The following is a 23,334-nucleotide window of genomic DNA, read 5'->3' as shown; positions in this document are numbered from 1 at the left end:
TCCTCAGTTTCCGGTGGTGGTGCCGGTGATGGCGCCGACCCGGGTCAGCGACGCGTGCGCCGCCGCGACCACGGCGTCGGCGGTGAAGCCGAACTGCTCGAACAGCACCTGGTACGGGGCGCTGGCCCCGTAGTGTTCAATGCTGACCGACTCGCCGCAGTCGCCGACCAGGCCACGCCAGGACATGCCGATGCCGGCCTCGACGCTGACCCGGGCCTTGACCCCGCGCGGCAGCACCGATTCGCGGTATGCCTCGTCCTGCTCGGTGAACCATTCCTGGCACGGCATCGAGACGACCCGGGTGGCGACGCCTTCGGCTTCGAGGCGTTCCCGGGCGGTGAGCAGCAGTTGCACCTCGGACCCCGAGCCCATCAGGATCACCTGCGGTTGGGCGTTGCCGGCGTCAGCCAGCACGTAGCCGCCCTTGCGGACCCCTTCGGCCGAGGCGTAGGTGCCCCGGTCGATGACCGGCACCGCCTGCCGGGTCAGCGCCAGCGCGGTGGGCCGGTCGGTGTGCTCCAGGGCGACCCGCCACGCCCAGGCGGTCTCGTTGGCGTCGGCCGGGCGGACCACGTCCAGTCCGGGGATGGCCCGCAGCGCCGACAGGTGCTCGATCGGCTGGTGGGTGGGGCCGTCCTCGCCGAGCCCGATCGAGTCGTGCGTCCAGACGTAGACCACCGGGAGTTTCATCAGCGCGGCCAGCCGCACCGCCGGGCGCATGTAGTCGCTGAACACCAGGAACGTGCCGCCGTACGGGCGGGTGCCGCCGTGCAGCGCGATGCCGTTGAGGATCGCCCCCATGGCGTGTTCGCGGATGCCGAAGTGCAGGGTGCGGCCGTACTCATGGCCGGGGAACTCCTTGGTGGCGTACTCGGCCGGGACGAACGACGGCTCGCCCTTCATCGTGGTGTTGTTGCTCTCCGCCAGGTCGGCCGAGCCGCCCCACAGCTCCGGCAGCTCGGCGGCGAGCGCGGTCAGCACCTTGCCCGAGGCGGCCCGGGTGGCGACCCCCTTGGGGTCCGCCGGCCAGTCCGGCAGCGCGTCGGTCCAGCCGGTCGGCAGGGTACGGGTGGCGAGCCGGTCGTGCAGCGCCTTGCGCTCCGGGTTGGCCTGCGCCCAGGCGTCGTACTTCTCGGTCCACTTGGCGTGTGCCTGCCGGCCCCGGTCGAGCACCTCGCGGATGTGGGCGAGGACCTTGTCGTCGACCGCGAAGTGCTGGTTGGGGTCGAGGCCGAGGATCTCCTTGGTGGCGGCGACCTCGTCGGCGCCGAGCGCCGAGCCGTGGATCTTGCCGGTGTTCTGCTTCTTCGGTGCCGGCCAGCCGATGATGGTGCGCAGCGCGATGAACGACGGGCGGTCGGTCTCCGCACGGGCGGCGGTCAGCGCCGCGTACAGCGCCTCGACGTCCTCGTGGTACTCGCCGTCGCCGGCCGCGCCCGCCCGCCAGTCGACGGTCTGCACGTGCCAGCCGTACGCGGCGTACCGGGCGGCGACGTCCTCGCTGAGCGCGATCCGGGTGTCGTCCTCGATGGAGATCTGGTTGTCGTCGTAGACGACGGTCAGGTTGCCGAGCTTCTGGTGCCCGGCCAGGGCGCTGGCCTCGTGGGTGATGCCCTCTTCGATGTCACCGTCGGAGGCGATCACCCAGATGTTGTGGTCGAAGACCGACTCGCCGGGCGCGGCGTCCGGGTCGAGCAGTCCGCGTTCCCGGCGGGCGGCCATCGCCATGCCGACCCCGTTGGCCAGCCCTTGGCCGAGCGGACCGGTGGTGGTCTCCACTCCCCGGGTGTGGCCGTGCTCCGGGTGTCCAGGGGTCAGCGATCCCCATTGCCGCAACGCCTTGAGGTCGTCCAGGCTCAGCCCGTAACCGGAGAAGAAGAGTTGGATGTACAGGGTGAGACTGGAGTGCCCGGCGGAGAGGACGAACCGGTCCCGGCCGGCCCAGCCCGGGTCGCTCGGGTCGTGCCGCATGACCCGGTTGAACAGCAGGTACGCCGCGGGAGCGAGGCTCATCGCGGTGCCCGGATGGCCGTTGCCGGATTTCTCTACGGCGTCGGCGGCCAGCACGCGTGCGGTGTCGACCGCGCGGCGGTCGAGGTCGGACCAGTTCAGGGGGGCATCGGTTGGTGTTGCAGCCACGGTGGGTGTGCTCCTCGTCCAGCAGGTAGGCGGAACCCTCGTCACGACCCTATCGAGCAGGGTTCACGGTGCGCCCGCCGATCTCGACAACCGGATGGTCGTCCAGGGTCGTGCCCGATCGTCGGACCCGACGATCGGGCACCGGGGGATACGCATCGTGGCCGGTGAAAAGCCTGCCGAGTGTGACGACGAGCACCGGTGACGGGTCGGCCGGGCAGGCAAAATACCTGCGCGTACGCTGTCGGAGGCGCGTCGGCCCGCAGGTCGCCGCCAGTTGAAGGTCACCCGCCGCCGACGCCGGAAGGTGCAGCCCGTGAGCATGGTCACCGAGCGCCCCGCCCATGACCGGGCGCGGGTCAGGTCCGTCGCCGAAGCGGACCAGGTGCCCGGCACAGCGGCGGACCCAGGGCCGGTGGCCGTGCCCGACCTGCTGGCTGTGGTCCGGGCATACGTGTCGCTCACCAAGCCGCGGATCATCGAGCTGCTGCTGGTCACGACCGTACCGACGATGATGGTCGCGGCCGGTGGCCTGCCGTCGCTCGGGCTGGTGGCGGTGGTGCTGGTCGGCGGCACCCTGGCCGCCGGTGCGGCGAACGCGTTGAACTGCTTCATCGACCGGGACATCGACCAGCTGATGCGCCGGACGAAGCGTCGGCCGCTGCCGAACCACGTGGTCAGCCCCAGGCACGCGCTGATCTTCGGGTTGGTGCTCGCGGTGAGCTCGGTGGCGCTGATGGCGGTCTTCACCAACTGGCTCGCCACCGGGCTGACCCTGGCGGCGATCGCCTACTACGACCTCGTCTACACGCTGTGGTTGAAGCGTACGACGCCACAGAACACGTTCTGGGGTGGTGTCTGCGGCGCCGCTCCGGTGCTGATCGGCTGGGCGGCGGTGACCGGCGGCCTGGCCCCGGTGGCCTGGGCACTGTTCGCCGTGGTGTTCTTCTGGCAGCTGCCGCACTTCTACGCGTTGGCGATCAAGTACAAGGTGGACTACGCGCGGGCCGGGATCCCGATGCTGCCGGTGGTGGCCTCCGAACGTCGGGTCGGCGTGGAGATCGTACTGTTCAGTTGGTTGACGGTCGGGTCGTCGGTGCTGGTCTGGCCGTTGGGCATGTCATTGATCTACGCGGTCCCGGCGGTGGTGGTCGGGGTCGTCTTCCTGTTGGAGGCTCACCGGCTGCAGCGCCGGTCCGGGCGTGGTCTGCCGGTCCAGCCGATGCGGCTGTTCCACTGGTCGACGACCTACCTCACGGTGCTCTTCGTTGCTGTGGCGTTGGACGCGCTGGTCTGACGCCGGGGTCCCGTCCCGTCCAGGTCTCGAAACTTCTGTCGCGTTTGCCGCTTTTCGTGCTGGAATTTGTCCCTTTTTGGACACTGAAATCACCATCAATCATCTGTGGGACTTCTTAAACCCACGGATGATTGGAGTCACAAAAAGCCGACATCTGATCGGCGAAAGGTCGTCGCTCTGCTTACGCTTCGCGTATGGCAGATGGTTCCGATACGACGCTGGCGACCGAATCCGTCCCGGGGGACGCCCCCTCTGGTCTGGTCGCCGGCATCCGGTCCTTCGCCGCTGGCCACGGCGGCGCGAAGGCGGTCATCGAGTATGTCGGCAAGCGTGGCGCACGGATCGTCCTGGTGGGGGAGGACGGCGCCTGGGGCGACCAGTTCGCTGACGGCACCGACGTGGCCCGCGCCGCCTGCCTCAAGGCGGGGGTCGAGATCGAGAACGAGTGGGAGCGGGAGCTGATGGATCAGATGCGGCCCAGCAACGACCTGTGGCGGTCGATGTCGCGTCGCAGTCTGGCGCGCTGACCAGCCCTTTCCCGTCCTGCACAACGAACGACGACCAGTTGCGTGACTGGACGAGCGGTCTGTCAGCTGGAGGAACAGAGCCGAGCGAGACCCGGGCGTACCGCCCGGGTCTCGCTCGTTGTCCGCCGCCGCAACCGCGGCTGGACATCCAGCTGGACAGCGGTTAGACGCGGGCCGACGGCCGGACGGGTGCCGGCGGCACCGGTTGGGCGGTGCCGCTGTCGGCGCCCCAGCCGATCGTCCGGTACGTCTGCGGACGCCTGGTACGCAGCCAGAGCGCCCAACCGACGCCGGCCAGCGCGGCCAGGGCGTACCCGGCCGGGAACCACCAGCGCAGCGGGGACGCGCCGATGCCGAGCAGGTCACCGAAGCTGGTGACGGTGCCGACGAGGATCAGCCCGAGCGCGCCGGTGGCCGCGCCCGGCGCGACCAGTCGTCGCCAGGCCGACTCGCCACGCGGGTCGCGGCGGAAGTAGCCGATCACCGCGAGTGAGGTCACGGTCATCAGGATCAGCACGCCGAGCCCACCGGTGACGGTCACCCAGAAGAACAGGTGGGTGATGGGATCCAGCCCGGTCGCCGCGTACCCCACGATCACCGCGACGGCGAGCCCGCTCTGCACCAGCGAGCCGAGCTTCGGCGCGCCGGTCCGCCGGTTCGTCCGGCCGAGCGCCGCCGGCAGCACCCGTTCCCGCCCGAGGGCGAACAGGTACCGGGCAACGGTGTTGTGGAACGCGAGCAGCGCGGCGAACAGGCTGGTCAGGAACAACAACCGGCCGGCGTCCACGAGCGTCGTGCCGATGTGCGGGTCGACCAGCACGAACATCAGTTCGGTGCCGTACTCGCGGGCTTGGGCGACGACGTCGTTCGGGCCGGCCGCCACCGCCATCGCCCAGGCGGAACCCGCGTAGCACACTCCGGCGATCGTCACCGCGAAGTAGGTGGCCCGGGCGACCGTACGACGCGGATCACGGGTCTCCTCGGCGAACACCGTGCCGGCCTCGACACCGACGAAACCGGCTATGCCGCCGACCAGCATCGCCGCCACCCCTGGGGTGAGCAGCTGGCGGGGGTCGAGACCCGCGACGGCGGCACCGTCGGCGGGGTGGCCGACCATGACGATGCTGTAGCCGATGATGACCGCGAGCTCGGCCAGCAGCAGGCCAGCCAGGATCCGGCCGTTGAGGTCGACGCGGGCCAGGCCGAGTACGGTCACCAGGGCCCAGCCGGCCAGCGCGCAGAGCCACCACGGCACGGTGGCACCGGCGACGGCGAGTACCTCGGCGGCAACCACGCCGAAAGCGCCGTACAGCCCGATCTGCATCGCGTTGTACGCGACGACGGCGACGAACGCCGCCGCGATGCCGGGGATCCGGCCGAGACCGTGCGCGACGTAGCTGTACATCGCGCCGGCGTTGACGACGTGCCGGCTCATCGCCACGTAGCCGACGGCGAAGACCGCCATCACCACCGCGATGAGCAGGTAGGCGACCGGCACCGCGGTGGTGCCGGTGACGGCATAGCCGGTGCTGGCGCCGCCGGCCACCACGGTCAGCGGCGCGGCGGCGGCGAGAACGAAGAACAACACCTGGGGTACGCCCAGGCGGGACCGGGCCAACGTCGCGGCGACGGTGCCGGACCGGCTCGTACGGAAGGTAGACACGCGGGAGCTCCGAAAGTGGTCAGTCAGGAAAACGCGGGAGTGCGCGTGCGGTGACGGAGGATCGTCCGGGGTGCCGCTACGCGGGTCTGGTCCAGGCAGGGAACCGACCAGGGGCGCGGCAGCCACGGCACGGGGGGACCGTCACTGCCGCGCCCGGTTCGTCGTGCCGGTGGTTGTGCCCCGGCACAGGCGTAGCCTCACCGGTACTCTCCGCTATGGGGATAGGTCTGCCGTTTTCAACCGTCTTCAACGGTTGGTGACCTTACGGTTGCGCTCCGACCAGGGGGCGTTCGTTGCCGTCGTCGGAAACCACCCTGGTAGCAGCTGATTGCGGCCCGGTCGGCTCCCGGGTCCGGGTCGACCAGAGCGCGCCGAGGGTGGCCAGCCACACCAGACACGCGCCGAGCATGTGCGCGCTGACCAGCGCGACCGGCAGGTCGGTGAGGTACTGGACCACGCCGATCAGTCCCTGGGCGAGCTCCACGACGACGAGCACGGCCGCCGCGCGTACCGCCGGTCGGGGTGCGCCGACCGCGCGCAACGCGAACCACCAGGCGACCGACAACCCGATCAGCAGGGCGACCGAGTCAGCGTGCAGCTGGGACATGGCCTGCGGGTCCAGCCCGGTGCGCCCGGCGTCCGGGTCGCCGGCGTGCGGGCCGCTGCCGGTCACCACGGTGCCGAGTACCAGCACCCCGAAGCTCACGGCGGTGATCACGAAGGCCAACTGGCGCAGCGGCCGGGCCACCACGTCTCGGTTGGTGCGGCCGCCGACGCGTACCCGTTGCCACAACCCGTACGCCACCGCGATGGTGACCATCGACAGCATGAAGTGCAGCGCCACCACCCAGGGGTTGAGCTGCACCCGGACGCTGACCCCGCCGATCAGGCCCTGCAGGATCACCAGTCCCAGTACGCCGAGGGCCGGTCCGCGCAGGTCCAACCGGCGTGGCCGGGACCGCAGCACCGCCAGCAGGGTGGCGAGCGCGATCATGCCGACCAGGATGCCGAGGACCCGGTTGCCGAACTCGATGATGCCGAGCACGCCCATCTCCGGCGTGGTGACGTAGGAGTCGTCGGTGCAGCGCGGCCAGGTCGGGCAGCCGAGCCCGGACCCGGTGAGCCGCACGCCGCCCCCGGTCAGCACGATCGCGACGTTGGCCACCAAGGAGGCGAGCGCGAGCCGCCGGAGCAGGGCGGGGCCGGCGGTCAGCCGACCGGACGGGGAGACGGGCACGGCGGCAATCGTACCGATATGGCGGATACCACAGCCGTGCGGTGCCGCCGGTACCGCAGCCCTGCGGTGCCGCCAGCCGACTGCGGCAAGGCCTCGCCGTGCTGGTCCCGGTGGCGGTCACGCTCGGTGCGGTGGATCACCCGGAGGCGCGTTTGCGGCCGACCGCTGAAATACGTAACGTTGGCGTAGTGAAAAACAGGGTGGGCCTCCCGGAGGGCGGGTCGGCGACCGGTGCGGTCGCCGCCGGCCCGGACGGGCGTACCCGGGACCGCCTGGTCGGGCTGCTGCTGGAGCGGGGGGCGGCGACCGCCGCTCAGCTCGGTGATGAGCTCGGGCTGAGCCCGGCGGCGATCCGCCGCCACCTGGACGCGATGCTCGCCGACGGCGACGTGGTGACCCGGGACGCGGTCACCCGGGCCCGCCGGCGACGCGGTCGGCCGGCCAAGGTCTTCCGGCTCAGCGACGACGCCCGGTCCCGGCACGGGCGCTACCGCTACGACAGCATGGCCGCCGCCGCGCTGCGCTGGATCGCCGGTCACGGCGGCGAGGCGGAGCTGGAGGCGTTCGCGGCGGCTCAGGTCGCCGGGCTGGAGGCGCGGTGCCGGGCGGCGATCGACGATGCCGGTGCGGACCCGATCGCCCGCGCGGAGGCCCTCGCCGCCGCACTCAGCGCCGAGGGCTACGCTGCCAACGCGTCCACCATCGCCTCCGGGGGGCAGTTGTGCCAGCATCACTGTCCCGTGGCCCATGTGGCTGCCGAGTTTCCACAGCTGTGCGAGGCTGAGACCGCGGTGATCTCCCGCCTGATCGGCACCCATGTGCAGCGGCTGGCCACCATCGCTCACGGCGACGGGGTGTGCACCACGCACATTCCGGACCCGAGACGGGCCGGCGGCGCCCCGACCGTTGCCATCGATGTTTCCACCGACCACGTCACCAGCACTGTGAGGACAGATAGATGACCGAGCAGACCGTCGCGCCCATCTCCCAGGAGGAGCACCTCGCGGCCCTCGGCCGGTACGAGTACGGCTGGGCCGACCGCGACGTGGCCGGCGCTGCCGCCCAGCGCGGGCTCAACGAGGCGGTGGTGCGTGACATCTCCGCCAAGAAGAACGAGCCGCAGTGGATGCTCGACCTGCGACTCAAAGGGCTGCGGCTGTTCGGCCGCAAGCCCATGCCGGCCTGGGGCGCCGACCTCACCGGGATCGACTTCGACAACATCAAGTACTTCGTCCGCTCCACCGAGAAGCAGGCCGCCAGCTGGGAGGACCTGCCCGAGGAGATCAAGAACACCTACGACAAGCTGGGCATCCCGGAGGCGGAGAAGCAGCGGCTGATCGCCGGCGTCGCGGCCCAGTACGAGTCCGAGGTGGTCTACCACAAGATCCGTGAGGACCTGGAGGAGCAGGGTGTGGTGTTCCTCGACACCGACACCGCGCTGCGCGAGCACGAGGACATCTTCAAGGAGTACTTCGGCACCGTGATCCCGGTCGGCGACAACAAGTTCGCCGCGCTGAACACTTCGGTCTGGTCCGGTGGATCGTTCATCTACGTGCCGAAGGGTGTGCACGTGGAGATCCCGCTGCAGGCCTACTTCCGGATCAACACGGAGAACATGGGCCAGTTCGAGCGGACCCTGATCATCGTCGACGAGGGTGCCTACGTGCACTACGTCGAGGGCTGCACCGCGCCGATCTACTCCTCCGACTCGCTGCACAGCGCGGTGGTCGAGATCGTGGTGAAGAAGAACGCCCGGTGCCGCTACACGACCATCCAGAACTGGTCGAACAACGTCTACAACCTGGTCACCAAGCGGGCCGTCTGCCACGCCGGCGCCACCATGGAGTGGATCGACGGCAACATCGGTTCCAAGGTCACCATGAAGTACCCGGCCGTGTTCATGACCGGTGAGCACGCCAAGGGCGAGGTGCTCTCGGTGGCGATGGCCGGCGAGGGGCAGCACCAGGACGCCGGCGCGAAGATGGTGCACGCGGCACCGCACACCTCCTCCACGATCGTCTCCAAGTCCATCGCCCGCGGCGGCGGCCGGACCTCCTACCGTGGGCTGGTCCAGGTGCTGGAGGGCTCGCAGCACAGCCGGTCGACGGTGAAGTGCGACGCGCTGCTGGTCGACGCGATCTCCCGGTCGGACACCTACCCCTACGTCGACATCCGCGAGGACGACGTCGCGATGGGGCACGAGGCGACCGTCTCCAAGGTCAGCGACGACCAACTGTTCTACCTGATGAGCCGGGGTCTGAGCGAGGACGAGGCGATGGCCATGATCGTCCGGGGCTTCATCGAGCCGATCGCCAAGGAACTCCCGATGGAGTACGCCCTCGAGCTGAACCGGCTGATCGAGCTGCAGATGGAGGGCGCGGTCGGCTGACCCGCCCGAGACACCGCCCCACCGACACCGCCGAGAACAGGAAGAGATGACTATTCAGGCCTCCGCGCCGCCGAAGACCAAGTCGCAGGCGTTGCGCTCCTACGATGTCGCCGACTTCCCGGCCCTGACCGGCCTGGAGGAGGAGTGGCGCTTCACCCCGCTCAAGCGAATGCGGGGGCTGGCCACCGGCACTCCGGCCGCCAGCGGCTCGGTCCGGTACGAGTACGCCGACCTGCCCGCCGGGGTGACTGCGGGCCAGGTCGACCGCACCGACCGACGGGTCGGCGGCGTGCTGACCCCGTTCGACCGGATCAGCGCCCTGGCCTACACCGGCTGCGCCGAGGTCCTGCTGGTGGAGGTGGCACCGGAAGCCACCCCGGCCGAGCCGGCGGTGGTCCGGGTGCTCGGCACCGGGGCGGACCAGATCGCGTACGGGCACACCCTGGTCGACGTCGGCCGGTTCGCCGAGGCGACCCTGGTGTTCGACCAGGTCGGCTCGACCACTCTGGCCGACAACGTCGAGGTGATCGTCGGCGACGGCGCGACGCTGACCCTGGTCACCGTCGCCGACTGGGCACCCGACGCGGTGCAGGCGCAGCATCTGAAGTTCCGGCTCGGCCGCGACGCCCGGGTCACGCACATCCAGGTCACCCTCGGCGGCGACCTGGTACGCCAGTTCACCAGCGTCGAGTACACCGGCCGGGGCGGCGACGCCGAGCTGTTCGGGCTCTACTTCGCCGACGCCGGCCAGCACCTGGAGCACCGGCAGATGGTGGACCACACCGTGCCGGACTGCCGCAGCAACGTCGGCTACCGGGGGGCGCTGCAGGGCGACAGCGCGCACACCGTCTGGGTCGGCGACGTACTGATCCGCGCCGAGGCCACCGGCACCGACACGTACGAGATCAACCGGAACCTGGTGCTGACCGACGGCGCCCGGGCCGACTCGGTGCCCAACCTGGAGATCGAGACCGGAGAGGTGGCCGGGGCCGGGCACGCCAGCGCCACCGGCCGGTTCGACGACGAGCAGCTGTTCTACCTGATGGCCCGGGGCATCCCGGAGGCCGAGGCGCGCAAGCTGGTGGTCCGCGGGTTCTTCGCCGAGCTGGTCGACAAGATCCCGGTGGCCGAGCTGCGCGACCGGCTCGGCGACGCGATCGAGCAGCGGCTGCGCCGCGTCGAGGCCGGCGCGGCCGCGCCGCGCACCGCCGACGTGGCGGCACCACCGACCGTGCCCGGCCAGCCCGGTGCGGTCACCGAGAGGACCCGCTGAGCATGTCCGACCTGATCCGGGTCTGCGCCACCACCGAGATCCCGAAGGGTACGGCGGTCAGCGCCGACATCGACGGTACGCAGATCGCCCTGGTGCACACCGACGAGGACTCCTTCTACGCGGTGTACGACGAGTGCTCGCACGCCGCGGTCGCCCTCTCCGAAGGCGAGGTGGACGGCTGCACGTTGGAGTGCTGGCTGCACGGTTCGCGTTTCGATCTGCGCACCGGCGAGCCGACCGGGCTGCCCGCCACCGAACCCGTACCCGTCTTCCCCGTCGAGATCCGCGACGGCGACATCTACGTCAGTCTGACGCCGAGCAATGGAGTGACCGCACCATGAGCGTTCTGGATATCCGCGACCTGCAGGTTTCGGTCAAGCTGCCGGAAGGCGAGCTCAAGCCGATCCTGGCCGGGGTGACGCTGACCATCCGGTCGGGGGAGACACACGCCATCATGGGCCCGAACGGCTCCGGCAAGTCGACCCTGGCGTACTCGATCGCCGGGCACCCCAAGTACGAGATCACCGGCGGGGAGGTGCTGCTCGACGGTGCGGACGTACTGGCCATGTCGGTCGACGAGCGGGCCCGTGCCGGACTGTTCCTCGCCATGCAGTACCCGGTGGAGGTGCCCGGCGTCTCGGTGGCGAACTTCCTGCGTACCGCCAAGACCGCCGTCGACGGTGCCGCGCCGAAGCTGCGTACCTGGGCCGGCGAGCTGCGTGGGGCCATGGAGCGGCTGCAGATGGACCCGGCGTTCGCGCAGCGCAACGTCAACGAGGGCTTCTCCGGTGGCGAGAAAAAGCGGCACGAGATTGTGCAGCTGGAGCTGCTCAAGCCGAAGATGGCCATCCTCGACGAGACCGACTCCGGGCTCGACATCGACGCCCTGCGGGTGGTCAGCGAAGGGGTGAACCGGGTTCGCTCCACCGGGGAGACCGGCCTGCTGCTGATCACCCACTACACCCGGATCCTGCGCTACATCAAGCCGGACTTCGTGCATGTCTTCGTCGGCGGACGCATCGTCGAGGAGGGCGGCCCGGAGCTGGCGGAGAAGCTGGAAGCCGAAGGTTACGAGCGGTACGTCGCGGGTGCCGGCGCGGCGTCGGCCTGAGATCCACTACCACCCTGTGTGCAGAAGGGCGGCGTCGAGCCGATGAGCACCATAGCCATCCCCCGGGACACACCGGCGCCGGGCGGTCCGTCCGCTCTGGACGTCGCGGCCGTCCGGGCCGACTTTCCGATCCTCGGTCGGGAAGTCAACGGGCATCCGCTGGTCTATCTGGACAGCGCCAACACCTCGCACAAGCCGCGCCAGGTGCTCGACGCGCTGACCGACTTCTACCAGTCGCACAACGCCAACGTCGCCCGCTCGGTGCACACCCTCGGCACCGAGTCCACCGAGGCGTACGAGGGCGCCCGGGCCAAGCTGGCCGCGTTCGTCAACGCGGGCAGCCCGGACGAGGTGGTCTTCACCAAGAACTCCACCGAAGCGATCAACCTGGTCGCGTACGCGTTCTCCAACGCCTCGACGGGCGCCGCGACCGGGGCCGACCCCCGGTTCCGGCTCGGCCCAGGTGACGAGGTGGTGATCTCCGAGATGGAGCACCACTCGAACATCGTGCCGTGGCAGCTGCTCTGCGAACGCACCGGTGCCACACTGCGCTGGTTCGGGCTGACCGAGGACGGTCGGCTGGACGAGTCGCAGCTGGACGAGTTGGTCACCGAGCGGACCAAACTGGTCTCCCTGGTGCACATGTCGAACATCCTCGGCACGGTCAACGACCTCACCGCGATCACCCGGCGGGTCCGCGAGGTTGGTGCGCTGCTGCTGCTGGACTGCTCGCAGTCGGTGCCGCACCGTCCGGTCGACGTCGTCGCGCTGGATGCCGACTTCATCGTCTTCACCGGGCACAAGATGTGCGGACCGACCGGGATCGGGGTGCTGTGGGGCCGCGCCGCGCTGCTCGCCGCGATGCCGCCGGTGCTCGGCGGCGGCTCGATGATCGAGACGGTGGCGATGAGCGGGTCCACGTTTGCCGCCCCGCCGGCCCGGTTCGAGGCCGGCACCCCGCCGATCGCCCAGGCGGTCGGCCTCGGTGCCGCCGTCGACTACCTCGCCGGGCTGGGCATGCCGGCGGTCGCCGCGCACGAGCAGCGGATCACCGGGTACGCCCTGGAGGCGCTGGCCACCGTGCCGGGGCTGCGGATCGTCGGCCCGCCCGGACCAGACGGGCGGGGTGGCACGGTCTCGTTCGCGGTGGACGGGATCCACCCGCACGACGTGGGTCAGATCCTGGACGCCCAGGGGGTGCAGGTACGGGTCGGCCACCACTGCGCCCGGCCGGTCTGCGTGCGCTACGGCGTCCCGGCGACCACCCGGGCCTCGTTCTACCTCTACACCACGACCGGCGAGGTCGACGCGCTGGTGCATGGTCTGGAGAAGGCGCGGAAGGTCTTCGGCTGATGGAGCTCGACCAGCTGTACCAGGAGATCATCCTGGACCACTACAAGCGTCCGCAGGGGCGTGGTCTACGCGAGCCGTACGCGGCGGAGGCGCATCACGTCAACCCGACCTGCGGCGACGAGATCACCGTACGGGTGAGTCTGGGTGCGGACACCCGGCTCGGGGTGTCGCACGACGGTCAGGGTTGTTCGATCAGCCAGGCGTCGGCGAGCGTGCTGTACGAGTTGGTCGACGGTCGGCCGGTGGACGAGGCGTTCGCGGTGCACGGTGCCTTCGTCGCGCTGGTGTCCGGCCGCGGCGAGGTCGAGCCGGACGAGGATGTGCTGGGTGACGGGGTGGCGTTCGCCGGTGTGGCGCGCTATCCGGCCCGGGTGAAGTGTGCGTTGCTGCCGTGGATGGCCTTCAAGGACGCCGCGGCACGCGCCGGTGTGGGCGCGAGCCCGGAGGTGAAGCAGTGAGTGCCGAAGAGACCATGACCGGGGCGACACAGGCGACGGAGCCCACCGACGGCGGTACGGCCGCCGCAGCGACCGTCGGCCAGCCGGCGATCGCCGACATCGAGGAGGCGATGAAGGACGTCGTCGACCCGGAGCTGGGCATCAATGTGGTCGATCTCGGCCTGGTGTACGGCGTACACGTCGACGATGACAACGTGGCCACCCTGGACATGACGTTGACCAGCGCGGCCTGCCCGCTGACCGACGTGATCGAGGAGCAGGCCCGTACCGCGTTGACCACTGGACCCGGTGGCGGACTGGTGTCCGACATCCGGATCAACTGGGTGTGGATGCCGCCGTGGGGGCCCGACAAGATCACTGACGAGGGCCGGGACCAGTTGCGGGCGCTCGGCTTCAACGTCTGACGGCACCCGCGCCGCCGCCGGCCGTCCAGTCCGGCCGGCGGCGCTCGGCGGGTCAGTGCACCAGACTGACCAGGGCCCGTTTGAGGAAACCGTCGTGCCGGTCGTCGACCCAGCTGACCGCGCTGATCGGGCGCCCCTGCCGGCGGGCCTCGTCGCAGTAGTCCAGCACGTCGGTGGCCGGCTGGTAGTCGGTCACCGCGAGCGCCGCGTTGGCGCGCATGCGGTACGCCGCGTCCTCGGCGTCGCGTACCGCCACCCGTCCGTCGTCGTCACGGCGGGCGGCCACGGTGATCTGCCAGCCGAAGATCTGGACCAGCACGATTCCGGGTGGGGCGTTCGCCGGGATGCTCACCTCGGCATTGGCCCGGGCGAGCGCCTCGGCCACCTCCCGTTGGTAGGTACCGGCCCAGGCCGCATGCGCCTGTTGCGGACGCATCACCGACAGCAGGTCGGTCTGCCGGTCCGCAGGCATCGCGGTGAGCAGGGCAGCGACGGTGGGTTGCGGCAGCCGGTCGGCGACCGCGTGCACCTGCTCGGCCGGAAGCCGATTGAGCATGGCCACCGCCTCGGCGGTCGGCATGGCTCGGGCCAGGTCGGCCAGCTGATCGGTGCTGAGCAGACCGATCAACCGGGACCGCAGATCGTCGCCGGCGGCCGGTAGCAGCCGGACCAGGTCGGTGGTCGTCAGCTCGGCAACTGCCACCGGGATGCGGTCGGCCGGCATGGCTGCCAGCAGCCCGACAGCCTGTCGCGGCGAAGTGCTGCGGACCATCGCGATCAGCTGGGTCATGGGCATCATCCCACCGGGCAGCATGAGTGTCGTCTCCAGGGAGTCAAGTGATCGTTACGCGCGCCTGATGTGCCTAACATCCCTGGTCGGCGTGGTGCATCACCCCGTCGGCGGACAAGTTCCCCGATTCGGTCAGGCCGGTCCACCGGGCCGGCGGTGCGCCGCATACCGCTTGGCCAGCCGGCGTCCCGCGACACCGTCGTGGATGGATCACCGGATGCCGTCGTACTCACCCACCACCGTCGACGATCTTGGCTCCGGTAACCGGCTGGGTGGCGGTGCCGGCCGCCGGTAGTATGGGGCCGTGCTGCTCTGCGAAGGCTGAACCGCCCCACGCCGACGGACAGGACGTCCGGTCGGCGTTTTGTCGTGTCCGCGAGTCAGCTTCCGATCTCAGGAGTGAGCTACCAATGATCACCGCTACCGGCCTGGAACTGCGTGCGGGCTCGCGGATCCTGCTGTCCGACACCACCCTGCGGGTGCAGCCCGGCGACCGCATCGGCCTGGTCGGCCGCAACGGTGCCGGCAAGACCACCACCCTCAAGGTGCTGGCCGGCGAGGGCCTGCCGTACACCGGACAGATCGACCGGCGCAGCGCGGTCGGATATCTTCCGCAGGATCCGCGTACCGGCGACCTGAACGTGACCGCTCGCGACCGGGTGCTGTCGGCCCGCGGCCTGGACCGGCTGATGTCCCAGATGAACGAAGTCGAGCAGCAGTTGGCGCAGGGCGGCACCGACGAGCGCCTGGTCCGTCGCTACGGCACGCTGGAGGACCAGTTCGCCTCCCTCGGCGGGTACGCCGCCGAGGCGGAGGCAGCCAGGATCTGCGCCAACCTGGGTCTGCCGGACCGGGTGCTGGGCCAGCCGATCGGGACGCTCTCCGGCGGTCAGCGCCGCCGTATCGAGCTGGCCAGGATCCTGTTCCGGGACGCGGCCGAGAACGGCGGCGGCATCCTGCTGCTCGACGAGCCGACCAACCACCTGGACGCCGACTCGATCACCTGGCTGCGTGGCTTCCTCGCCGGGCACAAGGGCGGGCTGGTGGTGATCAGCCACGACGTGGACCTGCTGGACGCGGTGGTCAACAAGGTCTGGTTCCTCGACGCCACCCGCTCGGTGGTGGACGTCTACAACGTCGGCTGGGCGGCGTACCAGCAGCAGCGGGAGACCGACGAGCGGCGCCGCCGCCGGGAACGAGCGAACGCCGAGAAGAAGGCCGGTGCGCTGCTCGCCCAGGCCGACAAGATGCGGGCCAAGGCCACCAAGACGGTGGCTGCGCAGAACATGGCCCGGCGAGCGGAGAAACTGCTCGCCGGTCTGGAGGACGAGCGGGTTGCCGACAAGGTGGCCAAGGTCCGGTTCCCCAGCCCGGCCCCGTGCGGCAAGACGCCGTTGACGGCGGCAGGGCTGTCGAAGTCGTACGGATCGTTGGAGATCTTCTCCGGGGTCGACGTGGCGGTCGACCGTGGCTCCCGGGTGGCGATCCTCGGGCTGAACGGTGCCGGCAAGACGACGTTGCTGCGGATTCTCGGTGGCCTGGTCGAGCCGGATTCCGGTGCGGTGCGGCCCGGGCACGGGCTGCGGATCGGCTACTACGCGCAGGAGCACGAGACCCTGGACGTCGAGCGTTCGGTGCTCGACCACATGCGCAGTGCGGCGATCGACCAGGCGGATACCGACCTGCGAAAGATTCTCGGTGCGTTCCTGTTCAGCGGTGAGGACGTGAACAAGCCGGCCGGGGTGCTCTCCGGTGGGGAGAAGACCCGGCTCGCGTTGGCCACGCTGGTCTGTTCGGGGGCGAACGTATTGCTGCTCGACGAGCCGACCAACAACCTGGATCCGGTCAGTCGTGAACAGGTTCTCGATGCCATCGCCCGGTATCCCGGCGCCATCGTCCTGGTGACCCATGATCCGGGTGCGGTGCTGGCTCTCAAACCAGACCGGGCGATTCTCCTGCCCGACGGTGATGAGGACGCGTGGAGCGACGACCTGCTCGAACTCGTGGAACTTGCATGAGGGCGCGGTCCGTCCGGCAGCCCGGCCCGGGGCGATGCTTCATCGGTGAACGTCATTATCGGATAGCGTGAATTGTATGAACAAGGCGCACCGGGTGGGGCTGACGAAGGGCTGCCGGCATGCCGGTGGGATTCCTCGGTGGCGCCGTATCGGGTAACTGACAGGGCTGTGCGTGTCGGTTGGCGAACAGTTGATATCTGGCGCATGATCGTTGGAGACGGTCTAATAGGTGGGACCGCATCGAACCGCACAGTCTGGGACGTGAGGAATCAGCATGGCAGCCACCGGCACAGCCGCCACCACCGAGAAGGGTCGCCGGATCGTCGGAGCCGAGCGTCAGACCCTGGCCAAGGACCTGGTCAAGCGGTACACATCCGGCGAGAGCATCCGCGCCCTTGCGGCCTCCACCGGCCGCTCGTACGGGTTCGTCCACCGGGTGCTCACCGAGTCCGGCGTGCAACTGCGCCAGCGTGGCGGCGCTCGGCGTCGCAAGAAGGGGTGACGATCCAGTTGCGCCCCGTACCCCGCTGTCACGGTCAAGGCCCTCGTTGACCGTGTCCGGTGGCGTACGACTCGACTACGACGGGCCGGTCGCGACGGTGACGTTGGACCGGCCCGACGTGCTCAACGCTCAAACCCCGCAGATGTGGCGGGCGCTGCGCGGCATCGGCCGGGAGCTGCGCGGCGACGTCCGCGTCGTGGTGGTCCGCGGCGCCGGTCGGGCCTTCTCCGCAGGCCTCGACCGGGGCGCGATCCAGGCACTGCTCGACCCCAGCGCTGCGGGTGGCACCGATGCGGATCTCGCCGCGACCGACCATCCGCGAGCCGACTCTCCCGATACCGGTCCGCCCGGTGACGATCCGACCCCGTCGCCGTTGGCCGCCCTGTCGCCGGACGAGTGCGCCGCCCGGATCGCCGAGTACCAGGAGGCCTTCACCTGGCTGGCCCGCCCCGACGTGATCAGCGTCGCCGCCGTGCACGGGCCGGCCGTCGGCGCCGGATTCCAGCTTGCCCTCGGCTGCGACCTGCGCGTCCTGGCCGACGACGCCCGGCTGCGGATGGCCGAGGTGACCCTCGGCCTGGTGCCGGACCTCGGCGGCACCCGGCGACTGGTCGACCTGGTCGGCTACGCCCGCGCCCTGGAGATCTGCGTCACCGGTCGCTGGCTCGACGCGGCCGAGGCCGATCGGCTCGGGCTGGCCAACCTGGTGGTGCCCGCGACGGAGCTGGCCCCGGCCGTCGCCGACCTGGTCGCGGCCGTGCTGGCCGGGCCCCGCGACGCGGTCGTCGAGATCAAGGCCCTGCTCACCGGAGCCACCGACCGCACCCCCGCCGCCCAGCTGCGCGCCGAGCGGGAGGCGCAGACCCGACGGATCCGGGACCTGACCGGCGCCGGCGAGTAGCCGCCGGGTCGGGCAGTAAGGCCTCAACGGGAAGACACCAGTTACCTGAGCTGTTGTCGTAGGCGTCCGGGACACTGGTACCCGCGACGGTGGCGAGACGAAGGTGGCGGGTGCCGATGGCTGGATCCGGTGGGATGGGTGGCATGGGGGCCGGCTGGGGCATGCTGCGCTCGATGCGCGACGGCGACCAGCTGAGTTCCCACCGGGTCAGCCGGGGCACCACCCGGCGGATCGTCGCCTTCGCCCGCCCGTACCGGCGGGACATCAGCGTCTTCCTGGTCACCGTCGTGCTGGCGGCAGGCATCGGGGTCGCCACCCCGGTCCTCGCCGGCGACGTGGTGAACGCGATCACCGCCGGTCGCGCTGACGCCGGCGCGACCGTGGTCCGGCTGGCCCTGCTGATCGCCGGTCTCGCCGTGGTGGACGCGCTGCTCTCCCTGGCCCAACGCTGGTACGCCGCCCGGATCGGTGAGGGCATCATCCTGGACCTGCGGACCCGGGTCTTCGACCACGTGCAGCGGATGCCGTTGCAGTTCTTCACCCGGACCCAGACCGGTGCGCTGGTCAGCCGGCTCAACAACGACGTGATCGGCGCCCAGCGGGCCTTCACCTCGACGCTGTCCGGTGTGGTCAGCAATGTCATCCAGCTGGTGCTCACCGCCGCGGTGATGTTCACCCTGTCCTGGCAGATCACCGCGCTGTCCCTGGTGCTGCTGCCGATCTTCATCGTGCCGGCCCGCCGGGTCGGCAAGCGGCTCGCGGAGATCACCCGGGAGTCGTACGACCTCGACGCCAAGATGAACGCCACGATGACCGAGCGGTTCGGGGTCGCCGGCGCGCTACTGGTCAAGCTCTTCGGCCAGCCCGAGGTCGAGGCACGCCGGTTCGCCGAGCGGGCCGACCGGGTCCGGGAGATCGGCATCCAGTCGGCGATGTACTCGCGTACCTTCTTCGTGGCGATGCTGCTGGTCGCCTCGCTCGCCCAGGCGCTCACCTACGGACTCGGCGGCTGGCTGGCGGTCACCGGCGCGGTCAGCGCCGGCACCGTGGTGACCCTGGCCCTGCTGCTCACCCGCCTCTACGGGCCGCTGACCGCGTTGAGCAACGTGCGGGTCGACGTGATGAGCGCGTTGGTCTCCTTCGACCGGGTGTTCGAGGTGCTCGACCTCGCCCCGTCGATCGCCGAGCGCCCGGACGCCGTCGTCGTGCCGCCCGGCTCGAGCCGACTGGAGTTCCGCGACGTCCGGTTCCGGTACCCCAGCGCCGCCGAGATCTCGCTGGCCTCGCTGGAGGACGTCGCGACGCTCGACCGGACCGTCTCCGAGCCGGTGCTGCGCGGGGTGTCGTTCACCGTGGAGCCGGGGCAGCTGGTCGCCCTGGTCGGCCCGTCCGGCGCCGGCAAGAGCACCACCGCGATGCTGGTCTCCCGGGTGTACGACGTGACCGACGGCGAGATCCGGGTGGGCGGGGTGGATGTGCGCGACGCGACACTCGACTCGCTGCGCGACACCATCGGGGTGGTCACCCAGGACTCCCACCTGTTCCACGAGACGATCGCGGAGAACCTGCGGTACGCCCGCCCGGACGCCACCGACGACGAGATGTGGGCGGCGCTGCGCGGCGCACAGGTCGAGGAGCTGGTCCGGGCCCTGCCGGACGGGCTGGACACGGTGGTCGGGGAGCGCGGCTACCGCTTCTCCGGTGGTGAGAAACAGCGGATCGCCATCGCCCGGCTGCTGCTCAAGGCGCCGTCGATCGTCATCCTCGACGAGGCCACCGCCCACCTCGACTCGGAGTCCGAGGCGGCGGTGCAGCGCGCTCTGTCGGTCGCGCTGACCGGCCGTACCGCACTGGTCATCGCGCACCGGCTGTCGACGGTGCGCGACGCGGACCAGATCCTCGTCCTCGACGAGGGCCGGATCGTCGAGCGCGGCCGGCACACCGAGCTGATCGCCGCCGGCGGGCTGTACGCCGAGCTGTACCGCACCCAGTTCGCAGTGGCCGACTCGCCGACCCCGTACCTCGACGACACCGGGCTGGATCCAGTGACGGCCGGGTCGGGTCGCGCCTTTCCGACTGAACAGGACCTGCCCCCGCCGCCCGGCGGTGCCGCCGGATAGCGGCCCGCCGTCGACTAGGCTGGGCCGGTGGAGTTGGAGGCTGAGGTTGCGGCGGCACTGCGCGAGTTCGCGCAGCGGCTGGCCCCGCTCGATCCGGCACCGGTCCGGTCGGCTGGCGTGGCGGTTCGCGTCGGCGACGCCGACCCTGTCGTACTGACCGAGTCGGTGGCTGCGGCGCTCTGCGCCGCCCTGCGGTCGTACCACGATCCCCGCGACCGGGGCCGGTGCGCCCAGTGCGGGGGGCCACGTCTCGACGAAGGTCTTCAGTGTCTCGACTGCGGACAACCGGCCGGCCTGTTCGGTCAGCTGATCCGCGAGCGGATGGCCCGCCACCAGTAACACCTATCGTGGCGGTTCGGCCGCCACCGCCTGCCGCAGCCGGTCGAACTCGGCGACGAGCCGGTCGAGCTGGTAGTGGGCATTGAGCCCGCTCGGGTTGGGCAGCACCCAGAGCCTCGCGCCGCCGAGGTCCTCGGGTCGGGGTCCGACGAGCGCCCGTCGCTGGTCGAACGCCAGCCGGTACGCGGTCACCCCGACCACGGCGATCCACCGGGGTCGGTACGCGGCGGCCAACCGGACGAGCCGCGCGCCTCCGGCGACCAGCTCCGGCGGCGAGAGTTCGTCGGCCCGCGCCGTCGCCCTGGCGACCAGGTTCGTCACGCCCAGCCCGAACCCGGGCAGCAGATGGTCCTCGCTGGGGTCGAGCCGTCGGGGCGTGAAGCCGGACCGGTGCAGTGTCGGCCAGAACCGGTTGCCCGGGCGGGCGAAGTGGTGGCCGACGGCAGCGGAGTACAGGCTCGGATTGATCCCACAGAACAACACGTCGAGGTCGGGTCCGACGACGTCGGGCAGGGTACGGCCGACAGCGTCGGCCAGGAGCTGCGCCATCGTGACCCGGTCGGTGGACACGCCGGGAAGCCGTTCAGGGACAGGGCAGCGCGCCGCCGTCGACGGGCAGCGTGATGCCGGTCAGATAGCTCGCCGCCGGGGACAGGACGAACGCCGCCACCCGGCCGAACTCCGCCGGCTCGCCCAGCCGGCCGAGCGGAATGTCGGCCTCGGCCTCGGCCCGGGCCTGCTGCGGATCGTCGGTCGCGGCGAACAGTTCCACGTTGCGATCGGTCATGATCCGGCCGGGCAGCAGACTGACTACCCGGATGCCCCGGCCGGCGTAGCCGTCGGCGAGCTCCTTGGCGACCGCTGCGAGCCCGGGCCGCAGGCCGTTGGAGATGCCCAGTCCGGGCAGCGGCATCCGGGCCGACGTCGACAGCACCACGGCGACCGCCCCGCCGGCGGGTAGCGCGTCGGCGACGGTCCGTACCGCCCGTACCGTGCCGACGAATACCGTGTCGAACGCCGCCCGCCACTGTTCGTCGCTGACCGCGTGGCTGGGACCGGGTTTCGGCCCGCCGACCGAGATCAACGCCCCGTCGAGCCGGCCGAAGTGCTCATGGGCCGTCGCGACCAGGTGTGCCGCGCAGCCCGGCTCGCCCAGGTCGGCGCTGACCGCGATCGCGTGCTGCGGGCCGCCGAGACGTTGCGCCGCCGCCGTCACTCTGGCGGTGTCCCGGGCGGCGAGTACCACCCGCGCCCCGTCGGCGACCAGACAGGCGGCGGTGGCGTAGCCGAGTCCACGGGACGCGCCGGTGAGCACGTACACCCGGTTTTCGAGGCCCAGATCCATGGCCCGATCCTGCCGCATGCCGCGACGCCGCCGGTTGTGACCCCGCCGGTTGTGACCCCGCCGGCCGACGGCCCGGCGGATCATCCGGGACGGCTACCGGCGGCGGCCGCCGAACGTCCGTACCTGACCGCCGACCTGGACCGCCCACCCGCCGGGCAGCCGGCGTACCGCCGGAAGTCGGCGTCGGCGGGGAACCGACGACCCGTCGTAGCGCCAGCCGACCTCCCGGCCGGCCAGCTCCGCCATGGCCAGGCCCGGCAGACGGTTGTCGGCGGCAAGCGCCCGGGCGAAGTCCCAGCCGTCACGCAGCCCGCCCGCCGGTCGTCGGCCGGTTGCCCAGCGGACGAACGCGGCCGGCCAGGCGTCACCCAGCGAGGCGGCCAGCAGCGGCCAGTGCCGGGCCACCTCGCCGGCCCGCTTGCGGGTCAACGCGGTACGGGCGACCGCCAGCCGGTGCGGGTCGAATCCGGGTGGCGGATCGGTGCCGTCGACGAGGGATGCGACCAGCGCACGCTGGGCGGCGGCGAGCTCCGCCTGCCGAGCGGCGGCGAGCTCCGCCCGTCGGGGGGCGGCGCGCTCGGCTCGGGGGTCGGAGCCGACGCCGGACGACACCCGCCCGGTCACGTGATCCGGCCCAGCCCGGCAGCCGCCGCGATGGAGTCCAACTCGGCGCGCAGCACCTCGCCCGGCGGATAGTGCCCGTCCCGCTCCAGCAGCACCGCTGGTGGCCGCCGCCGGGCGCACAGCTCGGCGAGCAGCTGCAGCACCCCGGCCGGGACCGGGTCGGTGTGCGTGTCGTGGTAGATCCCGTCCCGGTCGGCGGCACCGCCGGCGACGTGCACGTACGCGATGCGTTCCAGCGGCAGCCGGTCGAGCAGGGCGACCGGGTCGTCGCCCCGGTTGCGGGCGTTGGCGTAGACGTTCGCGACGTCCAACAGCAGCAGTGCACCGGAGCGTTCGATGATCTCACTGACGAAGTCGGCCTCGTCGAGCTCGTCGTCGGGCCAGTCGAACACCGCAGCGATCGGTTCGAGCGCGACCGGCACCGGCAGTTCGGCGGACACCCGCCGGACGTTGCCGACGACCGTGTCGACCGCCGCCCAGGTGCGGGGCAGCGGCAGCAGATGCCCGGCCTCGACCCCGCCGGCCCGGACGAAGGCGATGTGTTCGCTGACCAGGGGCGCGTCCAGCAGCTCGGCGACGCCCGCGAGCCGGTCGGCCCGGTCCGGCTCGACCGGCTCGGCACTGCCAAGGGACAGCCGTACGCCGTGTGGCACGACGGTCACCCCCCGCTCACGGAGCCGGCGAAGCCCGTCGTCCAGTGGCCGGCCGGGGTCGACGGACTCGGCGATCACCTCGCAGAAGCGCAATCCGGGCAATCCATCGACGAAGCCGGAGATCTCCGGCCGCCAGCCGAGGCCGACCCCGAGGCCACCGTCGGGGTTGGGCGGCCAGACGGCGGCGGACATCG

At 71.0% G+C, this 23,334-nt stretch carries 23 protein-coding genes; 15 read left to right on the top strand and 8 right to left on the bottom strand.

The features are described from left to right. Positions 1–3 precede the first annotated feature (3 nt). Complete coding sequence (gene tkt / locus O7553_RS15090; protein ID WP_281550401.1) at positions 4–2,139, bottom strand: transketolase; 2,136 nt, start codon at positions 2,137–2,139, stop codon at positions 4–6. Positions 2,140–2,452: 313 nt separating this feature from the next. Between tkt and O7553_RS15085 the strand changes: the two genes are divergently transcribed. Both O7553_RS15085 and O7553_RS15080 read left to right on the top strand, forming a co-directional pair. Continuing rightward, complete coding sequence (locus O7553_RS15085; protein WP_281550400.1) at positions 2,453–3,433, top strand: heme o synthase; 981 nt, start codon at positions 2,453–2,455, stop codon at positions 3,431–3,433. A gap of 194 nt (positions 3,434–3,627) precedes the next feature. Beyond that, positions 3,628–3,960: a hypothetical protein gene (locus tag O7553_RS15080; RefSeq protein WP_123602407.1), complete on the top strand. Its 333-nt coding sequence runs from the start codon at positions 3,628–3,630 to the stop codon at positions 3,958–3,960. A gap of 163 nt (positions 3,961–4,123) precedes the next feature. Here the strand turns inward: O7553_RS15080 and O7553_RS15075 are convergent, their stop codons facing one another. Further along, positions 4,124–5,623, bottom strand: a complete 1,500-nt coding sequence (locus O7553_RS15075; protein ID WP_281550399.1) for an APC family permease — start codon at positions 5,621–5,623, stop codon at positions 4,124–4,126. A 262-nt stretch (positions 5,624–5,885) separates the two neighbouring features. Next, positions 5,886–6,860 carry a COX15/CtaA family protein gene (locus tag O7553_RS15070; protein ID WP_281550398.1) on the bottom strand — a complete coding sequence of 325 codons (975 nt, stop codon included), beginning with the start codon at positions 6,858–6,860 and terminating at the stop codon, positions 5,886–5,888. A 200-nt stretch (positions 6,861–7,060) separates the two neighbouring features. Between O7553_RS15070 and O7553_RS15065 the strand changes: the two genes are divergently transcribed. From O7553_RS15065 to O7553_RS15030, 8 genes are read left to right on the top strand one after another with little or no spacing between them, the layout of a single operon-like run. Further along, the gene (locus O7553_RS15065) at positions 7,061–7,822 is read left to right on the top strand and encodes an HTH domain-containing protein (protein ID WP_281555615.1); all 762 of its coding nucleotides are present in this window, start codon (positions 7,061–7,063) and stop codon (positions 7,820–7,822) included. Then, complete coding sequence (sufB, locus tag O7553_RS15060; protein ID WP_281550397.1) at positions 7,819–9,249, top strand: Fe-S cluster assembly protein SufB; 1,431 nt, start codon at positions 7,819–7,821, stop codon at positions 9,247–9,249. Before O7553_RS15065 ends, sufB begins: the two co-directional genes overlap by 4 nt. A 46-nt stretch (positions 9,250–9,295) precedes the next feature. Then, on the top strand, positions 9,296–10,522 hold the full coding sequence (sufD, locus tag O7553_RS15055) for a Fe-S cluster assembly protein SufD (RefSeq protein WP_281550396.1): 1,227 nt from the start codon (positions 9,296–9,298) through the stop codon (positions 10,520–10,522). Between the two features lie 11 nt (positions 10,523–10,533). Continuing rightward, on the top strand, positions 10,534–10,863 hold the full coding sequence (locus O7553_RS15050; protein ID WP_281555614.1) for a non-heme iron oxygenase ferredoxin subunit: 330 nt from the start codon (positions 10,534–10,536) through the stop codon (positions 10,861–10,863). Then, positions 10,860–11,633, top strand: coding sequence for a Fe-S cluster assembly ATPase SufC (sufC, locus tag O7553_RS15045; RefSeq protein ID WP_281550395.1), 774 nt, complete (start codon positions 10,860–10,862; stop codon positions 11,631–11,633). The genes O7553_RS15050 and sufC overlap by 4 nt, the downstream gene beginning before the upstream one ends. A 42-nt stretch (positions 11,634–11,675) precedes the next feature. Beyond that, positions 11,676–12,986 (top strand): cysteine desulfurase, encoded by a 1,311-nt coding sequence (locus tag O7553_RS15040; RefSeq protein WP_281550394.1) that lies wholly within the window; start codon positions 11,676–11,678, stop codon positions 12,984–12,986. After that, a complete protein-coding gene (gene sufU / locus O7553_RS15035) occupies positions 12,986–13,444 on the top strand; it encodes a Fe-S cluster assembly sulfur transfer protein SufU (RefSeq protein WP_281550393.1) in 459 nt (152 codons plus the stop codon). Before O7553_RS15040 ends, sufU begins: the two co-directional genes overlap by 1 nt. Before the next feature lie 14 nt (positions 13,445–13,458). Beyond that, on the top strand, positions 13,459–13,848 hold the full coding sequence (locus O7553_RS15030; protein ID WP_281555613.1) for a metal-sulfur cluster assembly factor: 390 nt from the start codon (positions 13,459–13,461) through the stop codon (positions 13,846–13,848). Between the two features lie 52 nt (positions 13,849–13,900). On the opposite strand, the gene O7553_RS15025 is transcribed toward O7553_RS15030, so the two are convergent. Then, complete coding sequence (locus O7553_RS15025) at positions 13,901–14,638, bottom strand: hypothetical protein (protein WP_281550392.1); 738 nt, start codon at positions 14,636–14,638, stop codon at positions 13,901–13,903. A 410-nt stretch (positions 14,639–15,048) separates the two neighbouring features. On the opposite strand from O7553_RS15025, the gene O7553_RS15020 reads away from it, so the two are divergent. The 5 genes from O7553_RS15020 to O7553_RS15000 all read left to right on the top strand — a co-directional run bounded on the left by O7553_RS15020 (position 15,049) and on the right by O7553_RS15000 (position 20,518). Beyond that, positions 15,049–16,656 carry an ABC-F family ATP-binding cassette domain-containing protein gene (locus O7553_RS15020; protein ID WP_281550391.1) on the top strand — a complete coding sequence of 536 codons (1,608 nt, stop codon included), beginning with the start codon at positions 15,049–15,051 and terminating at the stop codon, positions 16,654–16,656. A 274-nt stretch (positions 16,657–16,930) separates the two neighbouring features. After that, a complete protein-coding gene (locus O7553_RS15015) occupies positions 16,931–17,158 on the top strand; it encodes a helix-turn-helix domain-containing protein (RefSeq protein ID WP_123602399.1) in 228 nt (75 codons plus the stop codon). A gap of 46 nt (positions 17,159–17,204) precedes the next feature. Further along, positions 17,205–18,059 carry an enoyl-CoA hydratase/isomerase family protein gene (locus tag O7553_RS15010; RefSeq protein ID WP_281550390.1) on the top strand — a complete coding sequence of 285 codons (855 nt, stop codon included), beginning with the start codon at positions 17,205–17,207 and terminating at the stop codon, positions 18,057–18,059. 116 nt (positions 18,060–18,175) lie between these two features. Next, positions 18,176–20,179 carry an ABC transporter ATP-binding protein gene (locus O7553_RS15005; RefSeq protein ID WP_281550389.1) on the top strand — a complete coding sequence of 668 codons (2,004 nt, stop codon included), beginning with the start codon at positions 18,176–18,178 and terminating at the stop codon, positions 20,177–20,179. 27 nt (positions 20,180–20,206) lie between these two features. Further along, positions 20,207–20,518, top strand: coding sequence for a hypothetical protein (locus O7553_RS15000; RefSeq protein ID WP_281550388.1), 312 nt, complete (start codon positions 20,207–20,209; stop codon positions 20,516–20,518). Between the two features lie 3 nt (positions 20,519–20,521). On the opposite strand, the gene mug is transcribed toward O7553_RS15000, so the two are convergent. The 4 genes from mug to O7553_RS14980 form a co-directional block, all read right to left on the bottom strand. Then, positions 20,522–21,067: a G/U mismatch-specific DNA glycosylase gene (gene mug, locus O7553_RS14995; RefSeq protein WP_281550387.1), complete on the bottom strand. Its 546-nt coding sequence runs from the start codon at positions 21,065–21,067 to the stop codon at positions 20,522–20,524. A gap of 34 nt (positions 21,068–21,101) precedes the next feature. Then, positions 21,102–21,863, bottom strand: coding sequence for an SDR family oxidoreductase (locus O7553_RS14990; RefSeq protein WP_281550386.1), 762 nt, complete (start codon positions 21,861–21,863; stop codon positions 21,102–21,104). Between the two features lie 93 nt (positions 21,864–21,956). Next, positions 21,957–22,370 carry a hypothetical protein gene (locus O7553_RS14985; RefSeq protein ID WP_348650113.1) on the bottom strand — a complete coding sequence of 138 codons (414 nt, stop codon included), beginning with the start codon at positions 22,368–22,370 and terminating at the stop codon, positions 21,957–21,959. 113 nt (positions 22,371–22,483) lie between these two features. Next, the gene (locus tag O7553_RS14980; RefSeq protein ID WP_281550384.1) at positions 22,484–23,332 is read right to left on the bottom strand and encodes a DUF692 domain-containing protein; all 849 of its coding nucleotides are present in this window, start codon (positions 23,330–23,332) and stop codon (positions 22,484–22,486) included. Positions 23,333–23,334 lie beyond the last annotated feature (2 nt).

This window comes from Solwaraspora sp. WMMA2059 (assembly GCF_027497315.1).
In the GTDB taxonomy this organism is placed as follows: domain Bacteria; phylum Actinomycetota; class Actinomycetes; order Mycobacteriales; family Micromonosporaceae; genus Micromonospora_E.
Note: the sequence above shows the minus strand (reverse complement) of the source record. Positions and strands in the feature narration are given on the sequence as shown.

Bases quoted from the DNA above. Each gene is read 5' to 3' on its own strand.
- O7553_RS15080 (WP_123602407.1), top strand. From the start codon at position 3,628: ATGGCAGATGGTTCCGATACGACGCTGGCGACCGAATCCGTCCCGGGG.
- sufB (WP_281550397.1), top strand. From the start codon at position 7,819: ATGACCGAGCAGACCGTCGCGCCCATCTCCCAGGAGGAGCACCTCGCG.
- sufD (WP_281550396.1), top strand. From the start codon at position 9,296: ATGACTATTCAGGCCTCCGCGCCGCCGAAGACCAAGTCGCAGGCGTTG.
- sufC (WP_281550395.1), top strand. From the start codon at position 10,860: ATGAGCGTTCTGGATATCCGCGACCTGCAGGTTTCGGTCAAGCTGCCG.
- O7553_RS15040 (WP_281550394.1), top strand. From the start codon at position 11,676: ATGAGCACCATAGCCATCCCCCGGGACACACCGGCGCCGGGCGGTCCG.
- sufU (WP_281550393.1), top strand. From the start codon at position 12,986: ATGGAGCTCGACCAGCTGTACCAGGAGATCATCCTGGACCACTACAAG.
- O7553_RS15030 (WP_281555613.1), top strand. From the start codon at position 13,459: ATGACCGGGGCGACACAGGCGACGGAGCCCACCGACGGCGGTACGGCC.
- O7553_RS15025 (WP_281550392.1), bottom strand. From the start codon at position 14,638: ATGACCCAGCTGATCGCGATGGTCCGCAGCACTTCGCCGCGACAGGCT.
- O7553_RS15020 (WP_281550391.1), top strand. From the start codon at position 15,049: ATGATCACCGCTACCGGCCTGGAACTGCGTGCGGGCTCGCGGATCCTG.
- O7553_RS15015 (WP_123602399.1), top strand. From the start codon at position 16,931: ATGGCAGCCACCGGCACAGCCGCCACCACCGAGAAGGGTCGCCGGATC.
- O7553_RS15005 (WP_281550389.1), top strand. From the start codon at position 18,176: ATGGCTGGATCCGGTGGGATGGGTGGCATGGGGGCCGGCTGGGGCATG.
- mug (WP_281550387.1), bottom strand. From the start codon at position 21,067: ATGGCGCAGCTCCTGGCCGACGCTGTCGGCCGTACCCTGCCCGACGTC.
- O7553_RS14990 (WP_281550386.1), bottom strand. From the start codon at position 21,863: ATGGATCTGGGCCTCGAAAACCGGGTGTACGTGCTCACCGGCGCGTCC.
- O7553_RS14980 (WP_281550384.1), bottom strand. From the start codon at position 23,332: ATGTCCGCCGCCGTCTGGCCGCCCAACCCCGACGGTGGCCTCGGGGTC.